The organism is Shewanella sp. SM101 (assembly GCF_025654465.1).
Taxonomy (GTDB): Bacteria; Pseudomonadota; Gammaproteobacteria; order Enterobacterales; family Shewanellaceae; genus Shewanella; species Shewanella oncorhynchi.
On sequence record NZ_JAKKRH010000003.1, the window covers coordinates 109,487 to 132,235 of the forward strand.

20 protein-coding genes, 4 tRNA genes and 1 pseudogene are annotated in these 22,749 nt (G+C 46.6%); 4 read left to right on the plus strand and 21 right to left on the minus strand.

Annotated elements, in window-relative coordinates; genetic code table 11:
• Window positions 1-11: 11 nt before the first annotated feature.
• The 9 genes from L5M38_RS02550 to orn all read right to left on the minus strand — a co-directional run bounded on the left by L5M38_RS02550 (window position 12) and on the right by orn (window position 6,173).
• Window positions 12-1,469, minus strand: coding sequence for an N-acetylmuramoyl-L-alanine amidase (locus tag L5M38_RS02550; RefSeq protein ID WP_263178230.1), 1,458 nt, complete (start codon window positions 1,467-1,469; stop codon window positions 12-14).
• Between the two features lie 8 nt (window positions 1,470-1,477).
• Window positions 1,478-1,936 carry a tRNA (adenosine(37)-N6)-threonylcarbamoyltransferase complex ATPase subunit type 1 TsaE gene (gene tsaE, locus L5M38_RS02555; protein WP_028761764.1) on the minus strand — a complete coding sequence of 153 codons (459 nt, stop codon included), beginning with the start codon at window positions 1,934-1,936 and terminating at the stop codon, window positions 1,478-1,480.
• Between the two features lie 102 nt (window positions 1,937-2,038).
• Window positions 2,039-3,523: an NAD(P)H-hydrate dehydratase gene (locus L5M38_RS02560; protein ID WP_263178231.1), complete on the minus strand. Its 1,485-nt coding sequence runs from the start codon at window positions 3,521-3,523 to the stop codon at window positions 2,039-2,041.
• A gap of 268 nt (window positions 3,524-3,791) precedes the next feature.
• The gene (locus tag L5M38_RS02565; protein ID WP_028761762.1) at window positions 3,792-4,247 is read right to left on the minus strand and encodes a hypothetical protein; all 456 of its coding nucleotides are present in this window, start codon (window positions 4,245-4,247) and stop codon (window positions 3,792-3,794) included.
• Between the two features lie 762 nt (window positions 4,248-5,009).
• Window positions 5,010-5,085: transfer RNA gene (locus L5M38_RS02570), tRNA-Gly, on the minus strand.
• A gap of 42 nt (window positions 5,086-5,127) precedes the next feature.
• Window positions 5,128-5,203 (minus strand) — tRNA-Gly (locus L5M38_RS02575).
• Between the two features lie 41 nt (window positions 5,204-5,244).
• Window positions 5,245-5,320: transfer RNA gene (locus L5M38_RS02580), tRNA-Gly, on the minus strand.
• Between the two features lie 42 nt (window positions 5,321-5,362).
• Window positions 5,363-5,438: transfer RNA gene (locus L5M38_RS02585), tRNA-Gly, on the minus strand.
• A gap of 189 nt (window positions 5,439-5,627) precedes the next feature.
• Entirely contained in the window at window positions 5,628-6,173 is a 546-nt protein-coding gene (gene orn / locus L5M38_RS02590; protein WP_006080044.1) for an oligoribonuclease, read from the minus strand.
• Window positions 6,174-6,285: 112 nt separating this feature from the next.
• On the opposite strand from orn, the gene rsgA reads away from it, so the two are divergent.
• The 4 genes and pseudogenes from rsgA to L5M38_RS02610 all read left to right on the plus strand — a co-directional run bounded on the left by rsgA (window position 6,286) and on the right by L5M38_RS02610 (window position 9,062).
• Window positions 6,286-7,350 (plus strand): small ribosomal subunit biogenesis GTPase RsgA, encoded by a 1,065-nt coding sequence (gene rsgA, locus L5M38_RS02595; RefSeq protein ID WP_105250279.1) that lies wholly within the window; start codon window positions 6,286-6,288, stop codon window positions 7,348-7,350.
• A 62-nt stretch (window positions 7,351-7,412) separates the two neighbouring features.
• Window positions 7,413-8,291: an archaetidylserine decarboxylase gene (asd, locus tag L5M38_RS02600; RefSeq protein ID WP_106651692.1), complete on the plus strand. Its 879-nt coding sequence runs from the start codon at window positions 7,413-7,415 to the stop codon at window positions 8,289-8,291.
• Window positions 8,292-8,297: 6 nt separating this feature from the next.
• Window positions 8,298-8,561: pseudogene (locus tag L5M38_RS02605) on the plus strand (EamA/RhaT family transporter); the annotation flags it as partial.
• A 324-nt stretch (window positions 8,562-8,885) separates the two neighbouring features.
• Window positions 8,886-9,062 (plus strand): hypothetical protein, encoded by a 177-nt coding sequence (locus L5M38_RS02610; RefSeq protein WP_173247728.1) that lies wholly within the window; start codon window positions 8,886-8,888, stop codon window positions 9,060-9,062.
• Between the two features lie 28 nt (window positions 9,063-9,090).
• Here L5M38_RS02610 and L5M38_RS02615 read toward each other — a convergent pair whose 3' ends face one another.
• The 12 genes from L5M38_RS02615 to L5M38_RS02670 all read right to left on the minus strand — a co-directional run bounded on the left by L5M38_RS02615 (window position 9,091) and on the right by L5M38_RS02670 (window position 22,713).
• Window positions 9,091-9,312, minus strand: a complete 222-nt coding sequence (locus L5M38_RS02615; RefSeq protein WP_263175988.1) for a hypothetical protein — start codon at window positions 9,310-9,312, stop codon at window positions 9,091-9,093.
• Window positions 9,309-11,075 (minus strand): hypothetical protein, encoded by a 1,767-nt coding sequence (locus L5M38_RS02620; protein ID WP_263178232.1) that lies wholly within the window; start codon window positions 11,073-11,075, stop codon window positions 9,309-9,311. Before L5M38_RS02620 ends, L5M38_RS02615 begins: the two co-directional genes overlap by 4 nt.
• The gene (locus tag L5M38_RS02625; RefSeq protein ID WP_263178233.1) at window positions 11,072-11,374 is read right to left on the minus strand and encodes a hypothetical protein; all 303 of its coding nucleotides are present in this window, start codon (window positions 11,372-11,374) and stop codon (window positions 11,072-11,074) included. The genes L5M38_RS02620 and L5M38_RS02625 overlap by 4 nt, the downstream gene beginning before the upstream one ends.
• Window positions 11,367-12,320 carry a hypothetical protein gene (locus tag L5M38_RS02630; protein WP_263178234.1) on the minus strand — a complete coding sequence of 318 codons (954 nt, stop codon included), beginning with the start codon at window positions 12,318-12,320 and terminating at the stop codon, window positions 11,367-11,369. Before L5M38_RS02630 ends, L5M38_RS02625 begins: the two co-directional genes overlap by 8 nt.
• 25 nt (window positions 12,321-12,345) lie before the next feature.
• Complete coding sequence (locus tag L5M38_RS02635; RefSeq protein ID WP_263178235.1) at window positions 12,346-14,844, minus strand: hypothetical protein; 2,499 nt, start codon at window positions 14,842-14,844, stop codon at window positions 12,346-12,348.
• 27 nt (window positions 14,845-14,871) lie between these two features.
• Window positions 14,872-15,237: a hypothetical protein gene (locus tag L5M38_RS02640; RefSeq protein ID WP_263178236.1), complete on the minus strand. Its 366-nt coding sequence runs from the start codon at window positions 15,235-15,237 to the stop codon at window positions 14,872-14,874.
• Window positions 15,234-19,436: a tape measure protein gene (locus L5M38_RS02645; protein WP_263178237.1), complete on the minus strand. Its 4,203-nt coding sequence runs from the start codon at window positions 19,434-19,436 to the stop codon at window positions 15,234-15,236. Before L5M38_RS02645 ends, L5M38_RS02640 begins: the two co-directional genes overlap by 4 nt.
• A gap of 119 nt (window positions 19,437-19,555) precedes the next feature.
• Window positions 19,556-20,302 carry a hypothetical protein gene (locus L5M38_RS02650; RefSeq protein WP_263178238.1) on the minus strand — a complete coding sequence of 249 codons (747 nt, stop codon included), beginning with the start codon at window positions 20,300-20,302 and terminating at the stop codon, window positions 19,556-19,558.
• Between the two features lie 20 nt (window positions 20,303-20,322).
• Entirely contained in the window at window positions 20,323-20,763 is a 441-nt protein-coding gene (locus L5M38_RS02655) for a hypothetical protein (protein WP_263178239.1), read from the minus strand.
• Window positions 20,763-21,203 (minus strand): gp436 family protein, encoded by a 441-nt coding sequence (locus tag L5M38_RS02660; protein ID WP_263178240.1) that lies wholly within the window; start codon window positions 21,201-21,203, stop codon window positions 20,763-20,765. The genes L5M38_RS02655 and L5M38_RS02660 overlap by 1 nt, the downstream gene beginning before the upstream one ends.
• Before the next feature lie 2 nt (window positions 21,204-21,205).
• A complete protein-coding gene (locus L5M38_RS02665; RefSeq protein ID WP_263178241.1) occupies window positions 21,206-21,715 on the minus strand; it encodes an HI1506-related protein in 510 nt (169 codons plus the stop codon).
• A 71-nt stretch (window positions 21,716-21,786) separates the two neighbouring features.
• Entirely contained in the window at window positions 21,787-22,713 is a 927-nt protein-coding gene (locus tag L5M38_RS02670; protein WP_263178242.1) for a Mu-like prophage major head subunit gpT family protein, read from the minus strand.
• Window positions 22,714-22,749 lie beyond the last annotated feature (36 nt).

Here is a 22,749-nt window from a genome sequence, read left to right on the forward strand (position 1 = left end):
TGCTTTCCTATTTAACTCTGGGGTATGACTAGCGTTTGCCCTAACTGCACCACATCGGACTTCATTCCATTCGCTTGTTTAATGCTGGACATAGGCACACTGTAACGTTGCGCAATTGCAGATAAAGATTCTCCGCGACGGACCTTATGTTTAACCTTTGTCGATACCGCATCACCAACATAGGCTGTAGGCGTTCTTTCAGTTGACGTTCTTTCTGCTGATGCTTTTGCTGTGGTTTTGGTCGGCTTAGCACTGCTAGAGCTTCCCCCTCTTCTTTGGGCAAGCAAAGTATCCGCTGGCGGATTGTTGTGATAGTAACGGCTCACACCCTTATAAATAGCATTGGCAATGCTCTCTTGATGGCGACTACTCGACAGTAAACGCTCTTCTTTAGGGTTTGAAATAAAGCCCGTTTCAACCAAGATTGAAGGAATATCCGGTGACTTCAGCACGGCTAAACTCGCGGACTCAGGGCGACTTTTATGCAATTGAGTCACGCCACCTAAATCTTTTAAAATATCCCCCGCTACAGAATGGCCAATTGCCATCGAACTGTTCATTGACATATCGAGCAGCGTCATAGCCAAATACTGTTCATTATCCGTGTTTTGGATAATCTCACCCGCGCCGCCCAGCAACTCAGAATGCTTCTCTTTTTGCTCTAACCAACGACCAATTTCACTATTAGCACGACGCATTGATAGCACCCATACGGAGGCGCCACGTGGATTGGGCGAGGTAAAGGCATCCGCATGGATAGAAATCAGCAGATCTGCCTTACTGTTGCGCGCCAGTTCAGAGCGTTTATTTAAATTCACAAAATAATCACCAGTACGGATCATCACAGCACGCATGCCTGGCGTGTCATTGATTTTGCTGGAAACACGTCTGGCGATTTCTAGGGCGACCTTTTTTTCATAAACACCAGAAGGACCAATGGAGCCAGGATCGTCGCCACCATGACCCGCATCAATAGCAATGACAATATCGCGGGATGATTGCGCCGCTTGGGTGACAGTTTTGACGGGTGTAGATGACACGATAGCCGTTGCCGTAGTTAACGTTTTATCTTCTAAATCAACCACTAGACGATTGCCATAGGGCGCAGTAACAGGCAAAGAAAACAAGCTTGCATTCAGTGGTTTTACGAGATCGATCACTAAGCGCAAATCACCTTTAGTCGGTGACTTACTGATCCGAACGCCCTTAACTAACTTACTGTTGTTTTCAAGATTTTTAAGCACAACTTTAGCAGTGGTCTTTTTTAAATCCACCACTAAACGATTAGGGCCATCTAAAGAGAAATAGGTGTAATCAGGCACTCCACTCAAGTCAAACACGATTCGAGTTGACTCAGGCGCGGCCCAAATACGTACGCTTTCTAACTGATTAGCAGCATGGGCCACCACAGAGAAAAAAGAACATAAAGAAAGAATAATAATTTGAAAATACGGGTTATTTTTTATCATTTTAGTTTTTATTTTATCGCTTTTAATAACTTTTCACCTGGCTCAGACAAGGCCTCTATGCGTATTTCTCGCCCACTATTTTGATAACTTAAATGCATATGGACATCGGCAGCGGGCAGTAAACCCTCTCCCTTATCTGGCCATTCAACAATGCACAGACTCTTATCCGTAAAGTAATCACGGATCCCCATAAACTCGAGTTCTTCCGGATCGTTTAAACGATACAAATCAAAATGATAAACTTCGACACCTTCTAACTCATAAGGTTCAACTAAAGTGTAAGTCGGGCTTTTAACGGCACCTTTATGGCCCAATCCCTGAATTAAGCCACGACTCAGCGTCGTTTTACCGGCTCCTAAATCACCCGTAAGATACAGAGTCAAAGGCGCTTGGACATGGCGGGCTAATTTTTGCCCAACCGCAATAGTGTCGTCTTCGTTGTCTAAGAAAAAAGTTAACTCTGTCATATCCGCTTATATCACTGCTGTTATTGATGGAGAAGCGACTCAATCCTAAAAAGGCACAGGGCACATAACAAAGTCCAGCCCCGCTTGAGTCTCACATTCCGCCTAGAGTAAATCACTATTCACTAATTGGCGAATAAAAGGCATTAAATCGCTCGCTAACATACCCCGTTCTCCCTGTATTGCCGCAAGATCAGCGGCGCAACCATGTACGACTACGCCAAGCACAGTTGCCTGCATATTATCCATTCCCTGAGCCATGAGCGCGCCTATAATACCAGATAACACATCGCCACACCCACCACTGGCAAGCCCAGGGTTGCCGACTGGTGCAACTACCATTTGCTGACCATCAAAAATGACCGTTCCTGCGCCCTTTAGCAATACAACACCGCCGTACTTTTGCTGTATCGCGTGAACAGCGGCAAATCTGTCCTGTTCAATATCGACCACGGTACAACCAAGTAAACGCGCCGCCTCACCCGGATGTGGTGTTAATACCCAATTCGTTTGGCGCCTTGGTTCGTTACTGAGCAGATTCAATGCATCGGCATCTAAAACACAAGGCTTATCGCTCAAGCCCACGGCTTTAAACAAATTATACCCCCAGTCATGCTTACCTAAACCAGGGCCAAGCACGATAACCTGCGCCCAACCAAGGCGCAGATACACTTCCATATCGACTAAATCACAACCCCAAAACATCAGTTCAGGACGGGAGACATTCACCGTCAGTTGATGCTCAGGTCGACTGATCACAGTGACTAATCCCGCGCCTGCACGTAGGCAAGCCTCACTTGCCAGTCTCACAGCCCCAGCCATACCTATATCACCGCCGATGACAGTGACTTTGCCCGATTGGCCTTTATGGCTATCCCGTGCTCCGGCGGCAAAATAGTCCTTAAGAGTCTCTCTTCCTACTCTTTGTGCGCTCGCTTCAGCAAAGAAAGGCGTTAATCCTAAATCTGCAAATTCAAGCTCGCCACTGTAATGCCGCGCCTTACCCGTTAACACACCTTGCTTTACACCACCAAAACATAAGGTGATATCCGCCATCACAGCAACACCTGCTACGGCGCCTGTATCAGCAATGACTCCAGAGGGTAAATCAAGGCTCAATACCCAAGCCGAATTGTCATTGATGGCACGGATATATTTAGCCATATCGTCGCGTACAGCATCACGCACCCCCGTACCTAACAGACCATCGACTATGATTTTCGCTGCGAGAATAGGTTCAACCTCTAACGGCAGTAATTTTCCACCTTCAGCAAGATAATGGGTCAATGCTTGCTGACACTCAGGCGTGCCTGCCGCTGACGTCATCATCACAGAAACGTCCATACCACTGGCACGGGCTAGACGGGCGCACACTAAAGCATCGGCACCATTGTTACCGCTGCCAGCAAGAATTAACACAGGTAAGACTTTGGAGCTATGTTTCGCTAAACACTCAAAAGCCGCCGCGCCAGCACGCTCGACCAATTCATAGAGACTAGATACTCCCTGAGACACTGCACTCAGTTCAGCTTCGCGAACTTGTGTTTGGGTGTATAGAGCTTTGGGAAATTGCGATAGATCTTGTGCCATGAAGGATCTCCTTAGACACCAATGACTCCATTTCACAATGAGTAATCTCACCATAGAAGTCTTGGCAGAATTGAGCAAGGCCAATAAAAATCAGCCAATAGATCAAGAAAGTAGCAAAAAAAGCAGCGAGAAATTATGACGTAAATCAGTTCAGGCGCAGAAACCCGCCCAAATGGAGCAAAGTAGAGTAAAAGTTGCCGATACAAAGTCGACATAAAAACCAAAGCCAGCACTGGGCTGGCTTTGAGAATCGAGAAGAAATGACGATTTAGATATCGTCCATCCGAATCGTACTGTGGACTAAACGTTGCTGCTGAGTTTTCTCTACTCGGATCAAATTAGCTAACGCATTGCGCGCATCTTCTGCCGTGGTTGAGTTAACTGTTTTTTCTAACAAACCAATCAGACGATTCTCTAGGTCTAAATGTAAGTTGAGCACATCATCTTCATTCATGTTTGCGGGCAACATAGTATCTTGGCAACGCTTAGTAAAGTCTTCAAAAGTGAAGTCTTTATACCAAGTATCAAGAATACGATGTGGTGCTTCATCCATATAATCACGCAGTTTTTCTGCCATGGTTTTTTGGTGTGACTCAAAATACTCCAACATCATTTTCACACGAGCCGAATCAGCTTGATTATTGAGTCGGCCATAGAGTTGCGCCATATCTAAGCGGCAATTTGCCACATACTCGAGTAGATCACGTAATTGTTGAATACGCATATAATGCACTCCATTGTCAGGCCAACTACTTGGCGCTATTAATTTTGTCTAATTCCATTATGTGAGTAAAAGCGTTACGAATATTTGAACAAGGTCATAATTTAACTTTCACGCAGCTATCTAATTTAGGAAAACTTGAAGAAACACGCTATAGATCACGCATCTAAATCCTATCACACTGTTTTGTATAAAAGAGAAAAGCCAAAAGAGATCTCAACACACTTAGCCCAAAGGGTATTCGTAAGTCTTTGGTTGTGCATGGTGAATCTGAGATAGAGTGCTTGAGGTAGATAGCAGTGAATCAAGACAAATATAGACGAACTAATTTAGGGAATGATGTGAGAAGTACAGCGAAATGATTTTAATCACAACAATTTGAGCCTATGTTCTAGCTAACTGTTTAAGCATTAAGAAAGTTATAGCGATATTAGGAACTGAACTAATTGAAAGTTAAAGCAATAATGAGGAAATAGAACGAAATTGGAGCGACATGATTTTGTTCAAGAGCGGTTCTAACCGATGACCTATACCTTGGCAAAAAAGAAGGTATCGCCATATCAAGTCCGCAACTGATCTAATGTCAATTGAGTAATGTGATAATGGAAGATTTAGGGAATTGGAGCGGCATGATTTTGATCAAGAGCGGTTCGAACCGATGACCTATACCTTGACTAATTTAACAATCACAAAGGTATCGCCATATCAAAACCACAACTAAACTAATGTTAATTGAGTAATATGATAGTGGAATATTTAGGAAATTGGAGCGACATATCGGGTTCGAACCGATGACCTATACCTTGGCAAGGTATCGCTCTACCAACTGAGCTAATGTCGCATAATCCGTATTAATGATTTGGTAAATCACTAAGTTTTAATTTGGAGCGACATATCGGGTTCGAACCGATGACCTATACCTTGGCAAGGTATCGCTCTACCAACTGAGCTAATGTCGCATAATCTGTATTAATGATTGGTAAATTACTAAGTTTTAATTTGGAGCGACATATCGGGTTCGAACCGATGACCTATACCTTGGCAAGGTATCGCTCTACCAACTGAGCTAATGTCGCATAATCTGTATTAATGATTTGGCAAATCACTAAATTTTAATTTGGAGCGACATATCGGGTTCGAACCGATGACCTATACCTTGGCAAGGTATCGCTCTACCAACTGAGCTAATGTCGCCTTTTGTATCACTACTACATTTGCCTTCAACATTAACAAAGGTATCGCCTTTAACCTTTATCAACTGAGCTAATGTCGCATTCAATCTAAATGACCGTACATCTCTGTTCGCATCAAAAAGTTGAGGCCGCATTATATGAAAAATTCATGCGGCTGCAACCCCTTCTTGCATATTTATCTACTGATCGGTCAAATTTTAAATACTTTGCTGCGATAATACTGCAATTCAGCGATCGACTCTTGGATATCCTGCAGTGCTTGGTGAGTGTTTTGCTTCTTAAAGCCCGCCATAGTTTCTGGGCTCCAACGCTTCACTAGCTCCTTAATCGTACTGACATCCACGTTGCGGTAGTGGAAATAATCTTCCAGCTCGCGCATATAACGATTTAAAAAGCGTCTATCTTGACCAATGCTGTTACCACACATTGGAGAGGCGCCCTTAGGAACATACTGTTCTAAGAAAGCAATCGTCTTGGCCACGGCTTGCGCTTCGGTTTCTTGGCTAGCACGAACGCGATCAATCAACCCAGACTCACCATGGTGCTTTTGATTCCAATCATCCATAGCGGCCAGCACATCATCTGACTGATGAATCGCGATAACCGGACCTTGACCGATAATATTGAGTTCTTGATCTGTCACTAAAGTGGCAATTTCAATGATCCTGTCGACGTCGGGCTCTAACCCTGTCATTTCCAAATCGATCCAAATGAGATTATTTACATCTGCCGTCATAAATCAGCCTTATCGTGTCAGTTAGCCTAAATTCAGGCTTTTTTATTCAAGAGTGTGTATCATACTGCTTTTTTCCAACACAAAAAATCACCTAATTGACGAAGACGAATCAGTGAGTAAAAAGAAACCCCTAAGCCAAGGTCAATTACGCCGTATGCGCGCTAATCACGAGAAGCGACTCAATCGTGACAGTGGCGATAAAAATACGCCAGAGTTACAGGATAGTTCATTGGGGCAAGAACAGCCCGGTACTGTGATTTCACGTTTTGGCCAACATGCCGACATAGAAACTGAAAGCGGCCAAATTGTGCGCTGTAATATTCGCCGTGCCGTCACCAGTTTAGTGACTGGCGATAAAGTGATCGTACGCTTAGCCATTGAGAGCCAAGCCAATAGCGGCATCGCAGGTATTGTTGAAGCCGTTCATCCACGTCGCTCATCACTTACACGCCCAGATTTATACGATGGCGTGAAAATCATCGCCTCGAATATCGACCAAATTTTGATTGTCTCCTCGGTATTACCCAGCTTTACCACCCAGATCATCGACCGTTATTTAGTGGCTGCCGAAGATACCGATATTCCGCCTATCATCATTTTGAATAAAATTGACTTGCTCAATCCCGATGAAGCGCAGGCAATCGACGAAGCGCTACAGCGCTACAAAGACATTGGCTATCCGGTTTATAAGGTCAGCAGCAAGCTTGGCGATGGTATCGATACCATCAAAGGCATACTCAAAGATAAAGTCAGCGTGTTTGCCGGCCAATCTGGTGTGGGTAAATCATCGATCATCAATGCATTACTACCCGATGCAGAGCTTATTATCGGCGATGTTTCCGATAACTCAGGTTTAGGTCAACACACTACTACCACTGCTAAGCTGTTGCACTTGCCTAGTGGCGGCGATTTAATCGACTCTCCGGGCGTGCGCGAATTCGCCCTATGGCATCTTCCTGCACAACGTGTCGGCTGGTGCTTTATCGAGTTTCGCGAGTATCTTGGCGCATGTAAATTCCGCGATTGTAAACACGGTGACGATCCCGGCTGTGCACTGCAAGAAGCCCTGAGCCAAGGTAAGATCAGCGCAGATCGCTTTAATAATTACCATAAAATTATCGCCAGCTTAGATGAACAACGTCATGCCCGCCATTTCCGTGCGGCCACTGATGAATAACGACTTATTGATAAATAACAACAGTCTCAGCAAAGATTGAGCAGTAAGAAAAGGAATTGAAATTGGATAAAGTCAAAATAGCGCTGCAGTACATGCTGCCAAAACACTTGTTATCTCGTTTAGTGGGTAAACTCGCAGCAGCCGAAGCGGGCGCCTTAACCACTGCCGCCATTAAGTGGTTTATCAAACAATATAAAATCGACATGAGCGAAGCGGCGCAGAGTGAGCCTGAAGCCTATAAAAGCTTTAATGCCTTTTTTACCCGCGCCCTTAAACCCGGTATTCGTCCGTTAGATATGGACGCCGATATCATGGTGCATCCAGTCGATGGTGCCGTAAGCCAATTAGGCCCAATCAAAAACGGTCGCATCTTCCAAGCTAAGGGTCACCACTATTCATCGTTAACTTTGCTTGGCGATCAAGCCGAAGATGCTAAACGCTTCGAAGGCGGTGATTTTGCGACTATCTATCTGGCGCCTAAAGACTATCACCGTATCCACATGCCGATTAAAGGCACGTTATCAAAAATGACCTATGTACCTGGCGAACTGTTTTCGGTGAATCCGTTAACGGCGAGACACGTACCCGGTCTGTTTGCCCGAAACGAACGCGTTGTGGCGATTTTTGAAACCGAATTAGGTCCATTGGCCATGGTATTGGTTGGCGCAACGATTGTTGCCAGTATTGAAACCGTATGGGCTGGCACAGTCACGCCGCCGACAGGTAAGCAAGTCTTCACTTGGGAATATCCAACCCAAGGCCCAGATGCCATCACCTTAGACAAAGGTGAAGAAATGGGTCGCTTCAAGTTAGGCAGTACTGTAGTGATGTTGTTTGCTAAAGATGCTATCGCGACCTTTGCTGAAGGTGTCGAAGCCGAAGCAGTGACTCGTATGGGACAAGCCTTCGCTAACCTGAAAGACATTAAGCAAGCGGATTAAGCTTTCTTGAGTTCTGCTAAACCTTCGGGATTAATTGAATTGCATCTGGCTGTGCTGCTATTTGGCGGCACAGCTTTGTTTTCTAAATTAATCCCACTCAGTGCCCTCGACATCACCTTTCTGCGCTGTATCGTCGCTGCCACAGTGTTAGGTTTGCTAGTCAAATTCAGCCGCAAACGTTTAACGCTGGCAAGCAAACAAGATTATCTAGTCGCCATCGGGCTTGGGGTTATCGTCAGCCTGCATTGGGTGACTTATTTTGCGGCTGTAGCGCGGCGCGAATTATGATCACACATCGCGCCAAACTTGATCACACTAGTTTACCGATTTCAGTAGGCATTTGCCTACTATGTTTAAATGCTTGTCAGTGGTCATGTAAACCTCGTTTAAACACCCTTTATACATCCCCATCCCATACCACAATTTCACTATCCCGCACGGTTTTTCAACTCGTAGTTCGAAAGAAAAGCTGTGTGCATTTCTGTGGTTTAATTTTCTCAAACAATTTACTGGCTCAGGCGGGCATAAATTTGCGTGATTTTGAATCTGTTTTATTGTTTGTAAAAACTAGCATACTTATAAGAAGGAGATTTTATGCACACTGCTACCGCAGATTCGTTTCAAAGCTTAGAAAACAAAGTGAATTTGCTCATAGACTGCTTAGAGGGGAAACGTGTTGAGTTAGGTAAATCTAGCCATTTAGCTTGGTATGAACACCTAAATGGGATCTTAGTAGATGTTCAGCTATTGAAGTCTCATTATAACAGTTAACAACTAAGCCCCTCGATGAGGGGCTTTTTTATACCTCTAATTCAACATAAGTCAGGTCGGCGGCTTGCCCTTGGATCTGACCATCAACGATATACACTTTTCCACTGGCAACTGAATCCCCCAAAACAGTCTGATAACTGCCATCGGCGTGCTGTACTGTCGTGGTACCATTTGTCACGCTAATCACAGTGGCAACACTGCGCTGGGGCTTAGGGTTTAAGTTCGCTAAGCGTTGATAGATGTTGCTCATACTGCCACCTCATTACGCAATAGCGTCACGGTCTGATTTACAGTAACCATCCCAGTTGACTCATTAACGCTGCCGCTTATGCTGAAGCTTTCACACACTGACTTAAACACCTCGGCACCTTTGCGAACCCCAATTAACATGCCTGGTCGCATGGGTGGCAAATCCGCCATGACCTTAGCGCGAATGCTGTTTTGCACCTTATTACCTGCGTTGGCTAACTCGGCCGTTGCACGCATTCTCGCGGCTTGATTATCAGTGATTAATTTATCCACTATATCAGCAGCAAAGTTGTCACCAGCGGTCCCGAAACGTTTCACTTTCGCCGCCACGCCTTGTTGCTCACCACGTACAAACACCGCATTAGCATCGGGACGAATGTCGATACGCTCGTTAAATTCGAGGATCACTCCATCGTGCAAAATCACATCGGGAATTGCGCTTGCGGTATTCCAAGGCACGACTGGCCACTGAGGGATCACAGTCATAGTCTGAGTTTCATCGTTCACATCGAGCATGGCACCAATGCTGTTGGCCATAATGTTAATCGCTTCGGCGGGTGTTTTAGCGGCATAACTAAAGGCATTTGCGGGCACGGGGTAATCAGTGATCTGGCTGGCGACGGTCCACCCAGTGTTGGCCACAATATCGGCCATTAAGCCAATAAAGCTGCGGGCTACCACGTTCACATAGTTGATGGCCTTTCGGTTCGGGCTGGCGAGTGTGGCTAAGCGGCCTCGACCTGTCGCGCTATAACTGGTTTTGCCGAAGGCTTTGGACTCGCTGGGAGACTCACAAAGCAGGTAAAAGTCATAGCCGTTAATGCTTATCTTCAATAATTCATTTGCGGCACGCTCAGCATCAATACGGGATGAAAACGCTAAGCTTCCGCTACTGGCCCATTGCGAACGGGACTGGGAAATGGATACTGATTTGAGCACCACAGCTACGCCGTCACTCACACGAACACAACTGATTTGAGGCTGCATGAGGTAACTCCTTCTGATTTGCGGTTCGATGGGGATCTTAAAATCAATGGTAGGTAACGGTGGGTTAGCATCAATGAGGCCGCCGCCATCGTCCCAGTAACAATAGTTCGGTGAGGCAGTGAACCGTAAAACAATAGGGTTTGGTTGTGTAGATAATGGCTCATTAAATCGAAGCGTGACCTTACCAACGGGAGGGCGGTACTTGGTAGAGCAAACCCAGCGCGGTTCGTGAAAGCCCCATTTAATCGACGTTTCATCATCGACCACAATGCCACGGTACTGAATAATCAACGCGCTTTCTTGGTCCTGACCGTCTATCAATGCAACTGCAGTGTGCAACTGGTGCGCGGCAATATCCAGCCAATTGATTGAGGGTTGTATTTGATGCTCATCGGGTACAACCCAGTTAACGCTTAATGTAATTTGGTGATCAATTGGCAGCGACCAATTAACGCTGGTGTCATTTCTGATATCTGGATTAAATAACCAAACCATTGATAAGGTCGAATCGTTTGCAATATTGGATAACCATACTGCATCAAATTTAATCTCATCCGCGTTGTAGTTTTCCCACGGTGATTCAATTTTAGATTCAATATCACTTGAGAACTCAGCCAACAATAACGCTTGTTCGACTGCATCAAGCGTGAACCAACTGAACCCACACTCGATACCAAATGAGTTGTCAACAATAACAGGTACGTCAACAAACCTGATTGTTATCGGGCTAACTGCATTCAACCAAGGCGTGTCAAACCGTAGTGTTATTGTTGTCATGGGCGAATATTCACGGTATTACCATCAATCAATTCGGCTTTAACACCGTCAACAAACTTAGTATTATATGTGCGATTGTCATCAAGAATGCCTACCAATAAATCGGCATTAACGCTGTAAATTAGCGGCACAATAAATTTGAGTTGTTTGTTTGATTGGTAGGTGAAATTATGGAAAACCTCACCAGTATCACGCGCCATGACAATCACACGCTCAGCATCAGGATCGGCGTCAATAGCAATCATTGCTTGGTCATAATCCCTATCTTTTGCTGCAATAATATTGATGAATTTAGCCATACCATTCCACCGTGTTTACCCAAATGTGCGGTGCGTAATTTGAACGCAATAAAGTATGCATTACCCCGTTCATTGCAACATCAATAGGCCAAGTGTCATCCCTATAACCCAAGAATTGTGAAGAATACAAACCCGGTATTTTGCCGCGCACCATTGGCGATATTAAGCTTGATGATGCAACAACCCCGTTTCTGTCAGTGGTGTTATAAGCGATTGTAAGCATGAAAGGCGAAAGTATATGTTCTATCCCCAATAACTCACCGTTTTGGTTAAATGAAACAGTGTTGACGTTAGCAGTAAACAGATCATTTGCAGAATACTCTTTTACTGTACCTGAACCTGAATCAGTGTCGTGAAATTGGGCGTATTTGACCTGATGTGTTAAGCCGAAACTTGATGTTGTACTGCCACCACTTGTACCACTGGCTAATGTGAACACACTTTGGTCATTAGCGTAAAAAGACTCTATATCTCCAATAAAATAAACTTGAGTATTTATGTTTGTTATGCTGGTGCTATCACTCATTAGTAGGTTACTTGTGCGATGTAATATTAAATAAAAACCTCTACTTGTACCTATTATCTCCCACCCACGATATTGTGTTGCTTGAGAGAATCCCCGATACACAGTTGGTTTTATGAATGAATCTAACCCGGACATTGCCTGAGCACATTGGATGAGACATGTCGTATTAGCGGCATTACTACCTGTACTTGACCAAAATTGGAAATACCCACCACTACCGCCGTTTGCAAGTGAATTCCTAAATGCAACTTTAAATGCACCAGCATTTTCAAATGCTAATGTCCAACCGAGTGGGGCTTTCGAACCATAGCCCTCAACCAATACTTTCTTTAAGATATTAATCCATTCAGACGGTGTGCCACTGGTTAGCTGTGGTGCACCTGCATCATCCCAACGATAAACAGTTACTGGTAATCCCATTTATCTATCTCCTAAAATCGGCCTATTAAGATTCGTTGCCACGGAACGCGAGCACAGCGCGGTCGGTGGTGATTTGACTATGACCGCTTTGCACTGTGCGTAATAACATGACGGGTTTACTCGCGGCGTAACTCATAAAACGAATGGCCTCGCCCGATTGCCAGCCACCACCAAATGCGCCAGAACGAATAATAAAGTACGGCTGCAGGGTTAGCGGGTTGACGGGGGCAAAGTCATTAATCGTATCGCCCGTGGCAATTTGACCAAGGCGACGACCAACACAGCGGAATGCAGTTGCTGAGGTGAAGATCAACACCCAGTCCTCATTTACTGCAGTGTCGTTGCGTACCTCAATGGGGAAATCAACGGTATTCATGTTGCCAGTTGCGGGTGCGCCATCTAGGTCCCAATTGTTAGCCCACGCACTCATATCCCGCACCGTGCCGATACGGGCCTGTAAGTCACCCAAATTTTGCACACTCGATACATTGGCACCGATTGGATAAGTTTGGCTTAATGGCGATGCCAGTATTAATGCCTGTGCTTGTACGTCTGTCACTAGCGCAATCTCGCCAATGGTATCGGTCAGAACGAATGGCGCAGTAAAACCTGTAAAATCGCTATTGAGAGTGACAACACCTGTCGCTTTAACCCATGTGTAATGGGTATTAGCCAGCGTCCAAAGTGATTTACCCTCAGCATCAGTAATATCAACAAAGCGCGCATTAGCGCGAGCGTTGTAGGTTTGGGCTGGCGCGGGACTGCTCACCACTTGTAATTCAGTGTGCTGTACAGATACGGTGTTCCACGCAGTAAACGCATTCACCACCCCGCCGTTCTTAATCCGCAATGGATTAAGGCCGTATAGTTCTGGTGGTGGTGACAGTGTGACAGTCTCACTAATGTCATAGCGAAGCGTGCTTAAATACACGCGCTGAGTAAAGGTGAGCGATACAGTCCCATTGTTGATTGTCCCACTAACGCCTGAACCAGATACAACACCATTGCTATCAGCACTGGCGCTGAGCACAGTTTCTGCAGTGGTAGACACGGTAAGATAAAAGGTGTCGAGAATCGGCTCATTCGATTTGAGAATAAACTCAACCGTTAAATCGCCTGGCGGGGTTACTTCACCAGGTACTGTTTCAACCAACATACAGTTATAGGTGTAAGTGAAATCGCCTCTGAAATCAGGGTTTTTAGTAAGCACACCTGTAGTAGCGTCAATCTGAGCAATAATATTGCCATTGGGCTCGACCAGTGATGCGTTGACACCAGATTTACCTTGCCCCATTTTAATGGCGCTTTTACCGTAGGTTGGATTTAAAAATGTAACTTCACCATACAGTCGATTATCGACCATGACTCTATTCGCTGGGAATGATGCGGGGGTGTAGTAAATGTCGTATTTGTCATCACTTATGTAATTGATACCGATACTGTAACCAACTGGCGGGGTATACCCCGTGAATATAACGGTGACAGTCGTACCTGTAACAGTGACACTGGCATTTTGAGACCATGCACCAGTATATTTCACATTTTGAATACCATTATCGTTGAACCAGTTTGATATCAATAAATCAGGTAATTCAAAAATATACGTGCTTTGCCCTGAAACGGATGGTAGCGATACCGTTTTATAATACATTGAAGGCAGGCTGCTAATGCCCCCCACTGTACCACCCTGCGAATCAGACACACCATCAAGTGCATTACCTGCACTCACTGAAATCGTTTTTACTTTCGGTAATAGCTCGACTTGAGTTGACTCGACAGCCAAAACCTCAGTGGTTGCTGCTGCAGTTAATTGAGTGACACCATGATATTTGATCCCATCGTTTTCAGATGTATAACGTAATTTGGTGCAACCTGACTCACCATTGATTGTTATATCGTAGTTAGGTGTATCAAACGGTATTGCAGGTTTAAATTGCACCAATCCACCAGTACCACCAGTAACTGTTTTTTGAATTTGGCAAAAATGTTCGAATCGAGGATATAGCGCATTCTCGGCACCTGGGTACTCCACAGATATGACAACGGTCTGGCCTTGCACAAGTGTTATATTTTCATAAAAATCAACGCCATTGAATTGATATATGCTCTGCAAATATGGCCGAGGAAATGTATCCTGACCAGCAAGTAGCCCAATCAGTCGATTGCGGATCAACTGGCCAGCACGAACGGATGATTCCAGAATCTCAACCATATCGGTCATGCGGTCGGCATCATCAAGCGTAGCGGCCTCGGCAATCAATAAACTGACTAGATCATCGGTTGGCTTTTGGCTGATAAACACATGACCATCGAGCAAAATCGATGTGTCAGGGGTATCAAGTGCAGGGTAACACTTCACAATATCAACCGCTGATTGCGCATGATCTATGTCTGAAATGGCGCGAAACAGTTCGTTAAGCTTGCCAGACTCCACCGCCAGCTTGGTACGTTGTCCACCCGCATCATCGCTTGAGCCCAATTGCTCTGGTTTGAATACTTTTAAATCTGCACGGGAAATTGTCATAGCACTCTCACAATAGATAAATGGCCTTTAAACGGTGATTAACTTCAAGGTGATTGCCTCGATTTCGTCGGGGTCGGTATCGCTGTAATTGATCGCTGGCGTGCCGCTAATGGGCTGTTCTCTGTAGTCCCACATCACGGATAATGCTGTGCCATTGATATCCAGGTTAAAGCTAATCGCACCCTTTGAATTGGCATGGGCCTCAAGGGCGTTAAACACCGCTAATGTTTCTGCATCGCTGAATAACACCACAGGGCGGCCCGCTTGTTTAGCCGCGACTTCAACATGCTGCGAGCCATCGAGCGCAAACTCAGTGCTACTCACAAAGGGCGTATAACCAAAGCGGTTAAGCCAAATAAAATGTGGTAATTGAAACGTGTCTAAGGTGATCATGAGGTGGCCTTAATCTGTTCTAGTTCGCGCAAAAACAGCAGCTTAAACTCATCAAGCAAATCGGCTTTCACCACATTACCCGACGGCATTGCCAGCTCTAGCCGAAAAATTTGTACGCTGCCGCCTGTGTTCTGATTGCTCACCGATGCCGAAGCGGTGGGGCTTGCCGTACTGCGAGTGGAATTCGTCGCGGTGCTTGCACTGCTTGATGCACGCTCGATCGCCTGTGCGTTACGTTCTGCCGATTCGGCCTCGATTTGTTTTAGCTTGGTAGCGTAGATTTGCTGACTCAGTTGCAGTGCTTCTTGGGCACTGGCGATGGACTCTTTATCCTGGGCAGTGCGGGCAGCATCGAGCTGCGCCTTAAGCTCAGCTTGTTGCTGTTCATAGCGGCGCTTCTCGATAGCGGTTTGGTTATTGTTGAGCTGATCCATCTCATCTTTGAGACTGCCCAAGGTCGCGTTGATATCGTCACGCAGGCCGAGAATACGATCGCGGGTAGCATCAATGGCCGCTTGCAGTGGCTTAAGATCTTCGTCGCCTAGCTCGCGTATATTCCACTTAGCCTCTCGGCTAATTTGATTGACGCGATCGAGGCTAATGCTTGAGCTTTCGAGTTCTTCAGTCCATTTACGGGTCAGTAAGGTTTCATTGATGATCTGCTTTTCGCGGATAAAGGCTTGGTTACTGAGCTGTGCCAGCACACCCCAAAAGCCGGTATTCACCCGCATATTGTTCATGATGCTGTTAGTCAACTGATCGACGCGGGCGTTGAGTTTTTCGGTGCTATCTTCGTTAAAATTGAACTGCTTGTTTAAGTGGGCATAGGCACCCGCAAACAGGTTGACATACTCAGTGGCGCGGCCAGTGCTCTTCTCTAATGCCTCAAGTTCTTCACGTTGTTCCATTAACGTTTTAGTCGTTCTGCCCGCCTCAATGCCAGCGTCTTTTTCGCTGTCAGTTAAGTCGTCCATACCATCTGGAACATCGCCCATAAGGTCGCGTAGTACGTTTAGGATTTCGACTAAGCGCTCTTTCTGGCGGGCATATTCTTCCGCTGATAATGCACCATCAATATAACTTTTATCTAAGCGCAGCATTTCCTCATTCACTGCAGCATATTTGCCTTTTAGCTCTTGATAATTAGCTGCCTCAAGCGCCTTAACTTCATTCAGTTTTTCTTGCTGATCTTTAAGTTTTTCGGTGTTCTTTTTAAGTTCCACCAAAGCTTCGCTGTTACTGGTATTGGCAGCAGTACTACCCGCTAATGCAGTGCGATTTTTACCTAACGCGGTTGTGGTATCGGCAATATCTTTTACTAATCGTTGATGTGCAGGGGTTACACCATTCTGCAGTCCATCACTATAGTTCTTCGATTTATCGATCAACTTTTGATATTCGTCGCTTAACTGCAGGGCAGCGGCTTGCGCCTTAAGTCCCGCAGGGACTGTCTTGCCAGATGCTTCCGCCGCAACAATGGCTGCCTTAGCCCAGTTAATAAAAGCATCACGGACTTGATCTATAGGTTCTTTGTTGTCGCGGATAAGCTCAAACGCAGCTTTAGATTTATCAGCTGTATCCTGTAATGACTTGGTACTGGTCAGCCCTAAGTCCTTATAGGCTTGCTCTAGTGCCTCTGTCCCTTTAGCAGTAGCATTAAGGTACTTTTGTTGCTCCTCGTACTTAAGCTTAAGCTGATTAAGCACCTCAACATGGCCCGCATATTCTTTACCTGCGGCTTGAAAGGTGAGAATGACTGAATCTAACTGGCGAATAAATCCGCCCATATAACCAGTATAAGTATCGAGTGATGTCGCTTGTTCAGTTAACTGCTGAGTCAGCTTGATGGCTTGGTCGATCGTTAACTTAATCGGTTCAACGGTCGCTTTAGTTGCTGAACCTAAAGCAGTAGTCGCATCAGTTTGATCTTTAGTGGCTTCGGTTGCTGCACGAGCTGCTGCCTCTTGGGCGAGTACTTCGGCATTTTGAATCGCCAATTCAGCGCTATAAGCTTTGTATGATCTGGCTTTCAGATCATAAATAATCAGTCCATCTTTCTCTGCTTGCAGTACTTCAGCCATATTGCGGAATTGTATTCCAGTGGCTTCATTGAATTCTTTTAAACGATTATTTTTTTCTTCTTCTGTTTTAGCTGCAAACTTTCGACTTTCTTCAAGCGCGGCTTCCGCTTTAATCAATGCCCAAATCGCTTCGCCGAGAGCATATATTTCAGTAACACCCCACGCAGCAGCGCCTGCTAAACCGAGTTTACCTAACAGTTTTGCGGTATTTTTAAGGCCACCATCCAGCACGACTCCCGCAGCAGATGCAGCTTTCTGAGTAGCTTCGAATTTAACTAACCACTCGATAGCCTCCTTAGTCCCTTTGGCCATGTCGATAAAATAACTACCAACTTTAAAGGCTGCCCAAGCGCCTGCTACTGTTGCAATGGTATCGCGATATTCATACAGGAATTGAGCCGTACTCTTAACGCCTTCACCGATGCTAATAATGGCATTACTGATTTCGGTCGCCCATTTCTTTAAGCGGCCATCAGCGGCCATAGTGGCGAACTCAGTGTTAAGCGCTGTTAATTGGCCCTTTAGCCAATCCATAGCACCAGCATTAGATACCTCGGCATAGAACGCGCTTAAATTATCTTTGGCGTTAGATATCAAACCGGACAACAAAGCCATGTTGGCAGCGGCAGAACCAGCCGCGCCCTTTGCCATTTCATCCATTAAGGCTTTAATGACATCGCGGCCAAGCTTGCCTTGTTCGCTAAGCTTTTGTAGTTCAGCTGTGTTTTTACCTGTAGCCTTTTCAAGCAGTTCCCATACGGGTACACCGCGCTCAATCAATTGCAGGATTTCCTCTCCCTGCAATTTCTGCTTCGCCCAGGCTTGCCCTAAAGCAAGTGAGATGCCTTCGACTTCTTGGAATGAACCACCTAACTTAAAGGCTTGATCTACAATGGCCTGCATAGAGCCATTCATAGGATCAAGACCAAACGCTTTAAGTTTTACAAAAACCTGACTGACTTCATCAAGCTGCAACGGGGTATTTTTAGCAAAGTCCTTCACCCATGCCGTCGCTTGCTCTCCTCCTGCGATAGATCCCATCAAGGCATTAAATTGCACACCTAAGCGCTCAAACTTATCGCCCGTGGCAAAAATGTCCTTCACCGCTTGGGCTACGCGGTCAAAGCCCAAATAGGCACCCGCTAAGGCGGTAACTTGGCCGATAACGCCACGCAGGGAACTGGCATGATCACGGGCGCTGGCATTGCCCTTATCTAACTGATTAGCAAACTTATCGACATTGCGGCCAGTGCCGTCAAATTCGGCACTTAACTTGCGCTGCGCTGTGGTCAGGTTGTTGTAATCAATGCCCGATTTCGACAGGGCATTTTGCAGCTTAGTGTGGCTGGATGATTGCTGCGCTAACTCGCGCTGCATTTGCTCCAGCTCTTTTTCTGCCACATCAATAGAGCGTGCCAGCTGCACAAAAGGCGCATCCGTTTGGCTGGCACGTTGCTTTAAGTCCTGCAGTGCTAAGGCAGCGGCAGTGACAGCAAGCTCTTGTTGTTCAAGCTCATTGCGTGACCGCTTGAAGGTGTTGATCAGGTCTTGCTGGTTAGCCAGTTCATCGAGCTTATTGGCTAAGGTATTGGCCTTTTGGCTGGTCGATTGGCTGCTATCGCCTACGTCATCAAGCCCTGTTGCTAAAGGCTTGAGGTCATTAGTGAGCTGCTCTGTTTGGTTGCTGGTGTTACGGCCACTTTGGGCCACTTGATCTAGCTGGTCGCTTAACGGATTAAGGCTGTTTTTGAGCGCATCAACTTGGTTAGCACCCGCTTGACTGCTGCCAGCAACGTCATTAAGCCCTTTCCCTAGGGGCTTAAGGTCATTAGTGAGCTGCTCTGTTTGGTTGCTGGTGTTGCGGCCACTTTGGGCCACTTGGTCTAACTGGTCGCTTAACGGGTCAAGGCTGTTTTTGAGTTCATCAACTTGGTTCGCACCCGCTTGGCTGGCATCACTCACGCCATCGAGTTCATCAGCGAGCGCCTGCGTCTTAGGATTCGCCGCATCCGACTCAGTGCCGATGCGCTTAAGCTCATCGACTAAAGCCGCAATGTGTTGCTTGCCCGTGGCTTCTGCCACGATCCGCAGGGCGAGTTCTAAGGTTTTATCAGCCATGGCTATCTCGTTAATGCTCTCGTTAGTATCTAAATAATCGGTGTTTAAACGGCGGTTAAATGGGGATTAAAGGGCATGGCAATTGAGTACGGCCATGCCCTTGGGTTAAGCAAAACCGCTTACGCATCCAGCTCTAGGTACTCGAACGGATGATCTTTCCCCGTCACCAACTGTGCTTTGCCTGATAAGGTCGCACTCACAAACTCACTGGCGGCAAAATCGATCGCAGCCGTAGGCGATAAGCTGGCGTCGAAAACATCGAGCTTAATCGGCTTGCCTGTTTCTAAGTTGGTACCTTCACCGAAGATCCGCGCACGGGTTTGGGCGTTAATGCCACCGCGAATGAGGGTGCCGCTAATGGCGTTATGTTGGCCTGTCACTGTCACCGCGCCGCCCGCTTCTATGTCGCCGCCTTTTACGGCGCGCACTAGCCCTAGGGCATAGTTCACCTCATAGTCAGTGCCCAGCACTAAGGTGGCAGCGTCTTTCTTCACCACAAAACCGAGGGCGGCAAAGTTACTTTCAGGTAGCTGTATCCAACGCTGATTATCAGGCAAGGTCACGGCCTCATCAGTTAGGGTGCCGCTGCCTGTATTCAGCACTTGGGTATCACCCAACAGTGCCATGGCAATCAGTTCGGCGGGTTGATCGTCGAAGGACCATTCCACCTCAACAGGCTTGGCAATTTTCACCACGCTTAAGGCTTGGCCGTAGCTGTCTTTCTTTTTACTTGGACGTACCTTTTCATCGGCATCGGTTTTAATGGCGAGCTTAGTGGTGTTGATGGGACCAATGATCCCCGTTGATTGCCCTTGGGCATTTAAGCGGTCAACAAAGAAGTTGCCTGCGACTAATAATCCACTCATGGTGAGTTCCTCTTAGGTTGTTAAGGTTTGAATCTCAAAATCACACTTAACGCCACGGGGTAATAACCGTGGCTTTTAGTGAAACGGGGTTTAACTGGACTGTTAACGCGCACAAATGGGCCAAGCATCTGACCATCCACCGCAATGGACTTACCCACAATCGCGTTTAACAGGCTGACTAATAGCTCACCTGCTTGGCCTTCGTGAATAGATAAACGGCAAGCCAATACCACAAGCCAAGTCTGCTTAATTTGGCTGGTGTTGCCGCCTTGTGCGGTATCCGCCAGCGTATCGCCCATATACAGCACATGGGTGGCGGGGGTGATTTGGCTGCGCTCATCCACTTCACTTAGCTCATTAGCTTGATAGACCTTTTTCAGCTTCTGGCTCGTCACTAATGGCTCAAGCAGTTGAGTCAACGCATCACCTGCAGCAAGGTAGTTATCTTTAATCTCAAACATCAGATAAACCCCTTAGACGATGCACGGCCAAACACGCTGCCTGCACTGTCGATACTGACCACTAACTCACTTTGGCTAGCGACTTCACCCGTATCAGCTAGCCCCAAACTGATATCGCCTTTGCTCACGGCGGTTAAATACTTCACCACAGCGGTATAGCGTTTCTCGACTTGTTCAGGGGCTTTATCGCCATACAAGAAGTAACGGGCGATATCGCAGCAGTTACGCTCCAATACGGCGTGAACAGTGGTTAACGGCAAGGTGTAACGGCCCACGATATAGCCATCAATCTCAGCCGCAGCATCGCGCAATGCTTGCTCAAGCACGACGAAATTGATTTCCCCTGGCACGCTGCCTTCGCGTTCGGTAAGCAGCATTAAGTCCTGCGCACCAAAGCGACTCAGCATGTTGTCAGGGGTGGCGTACATCACTTGAGCCATGACTATTCACCTGCTGCGTTGGTGGTGCCAGATGGTTCAGTGCCTTTCGTTTCAGCGCTAGGCGTTTCAGTGCTTTGGGTAGCCGTTTCGTTTTCACCTGGCACAGTGACTTTTACCGCCTGAATAGCACTAACTAAGTCAGTTTTATTCATCGAGTTAACACCCGTGATCGCCAAGTCTTTTGCCAGTTCTTTCAGCTCTTTTGCTGTCAGTTCACCCAAGGCTTTATCTTCACCATTGGGCTCTTTCACGCCAGTGAGCGTGCCTGTGATATCGGTGCCTAATGTCTGATCACCGTCTGGAATGTCCACACTCCCCGACGCTGGTGCCATATCACGCACGGATACCTTAAGGCGCTGGTCAGCTTCAAACGCTGCGACTTGCTCATCCGACAACTCGGCCAGCGGTATAAGGTTTTCGCCTTTGTTAAGCGCCATGCCCGCACGGCGATAGCCAGTGTGCGCAAGACAGATAACCAACAGGACTTGAATGTTCTTAGAAGGATTCGCCATTTCATTGTTACCTCACTCGATGTTGGGGTGCAGGCGCATCCTTGTGCCTGCGATTCGCTGCTCAGAACGGGTTACTTTTTAACGCGCGGGCTGATCAACACCTCAATCATGTCTTGCAGTTCGTTAGAGACTGTCGTGCCGCCTTCGTCGATGTTTTCACGGTTTTTCAGCTGTAGTGCTTTGCGCTTATTACCATTGCCCACCACCAGTAAGGTGCCATTCAGCTCCATAGGCTCACCGCCATCAAAGGTGAAGTCGCCCATCATCTCCATCGCCGCCCACACGTTTTCAAGTGTCAGTTCTGCTTTCACCCCAACGGCCATTTGCCAAAAACCAAAGCCCGCGTTACAGCGCAAATCCGCACCGAAACTGAAGTTGTTACTGACATAAACGCTTTCATCGTTGGGATTAAATTTGGTGATGAGCGAAAGCTTGCGGCGCTCCTGATAGATAAGCGGCTTAAGCACTTGCGATACATCAAGCAGATACCAAGGCTCGCCCGTATAAGCGGGATCGATGATGACGTTAGGCACAGAGCTATCAGCACCACTGCCATCATGTGTCGCATTGACGGGATGGTCGGTGTCAAAATAGTTTTGGCCGTCATAACAAAGCGTTGTCCAACCCGCATTGAGTAGGTCGAACACCTGCTTATCGGGGAACTTAACGCCTTTCTCGCCCATCATTTTGACCATAGGGTCATAGACGCCAAGGTTGTCGTCCTCGATATCGTCGCGCTTAACAATCACCGAGGCTTCAAAGGTCTTGTTCTCGATGCTGTAGCTGTGCTCTTGTAGGTCTTTAAACTGACGATCACCTACCCATTCGCGGAACTCTGGCATTTGACCGAGCCAGCCATAAGTATTCGACTTGGTGGTCGATGGCACCACAGTGGCAATCTGTTGGTACTGGGTTTCAACGCTCGACACAGCACCTTGAAACTTGAGGCTCATGGAGGTGCGCAGCGCGTTTAACGTAGCGGAATTAACAATACCCATTGGGATACTCCTAACTAATTAATGTGAATGACTCAG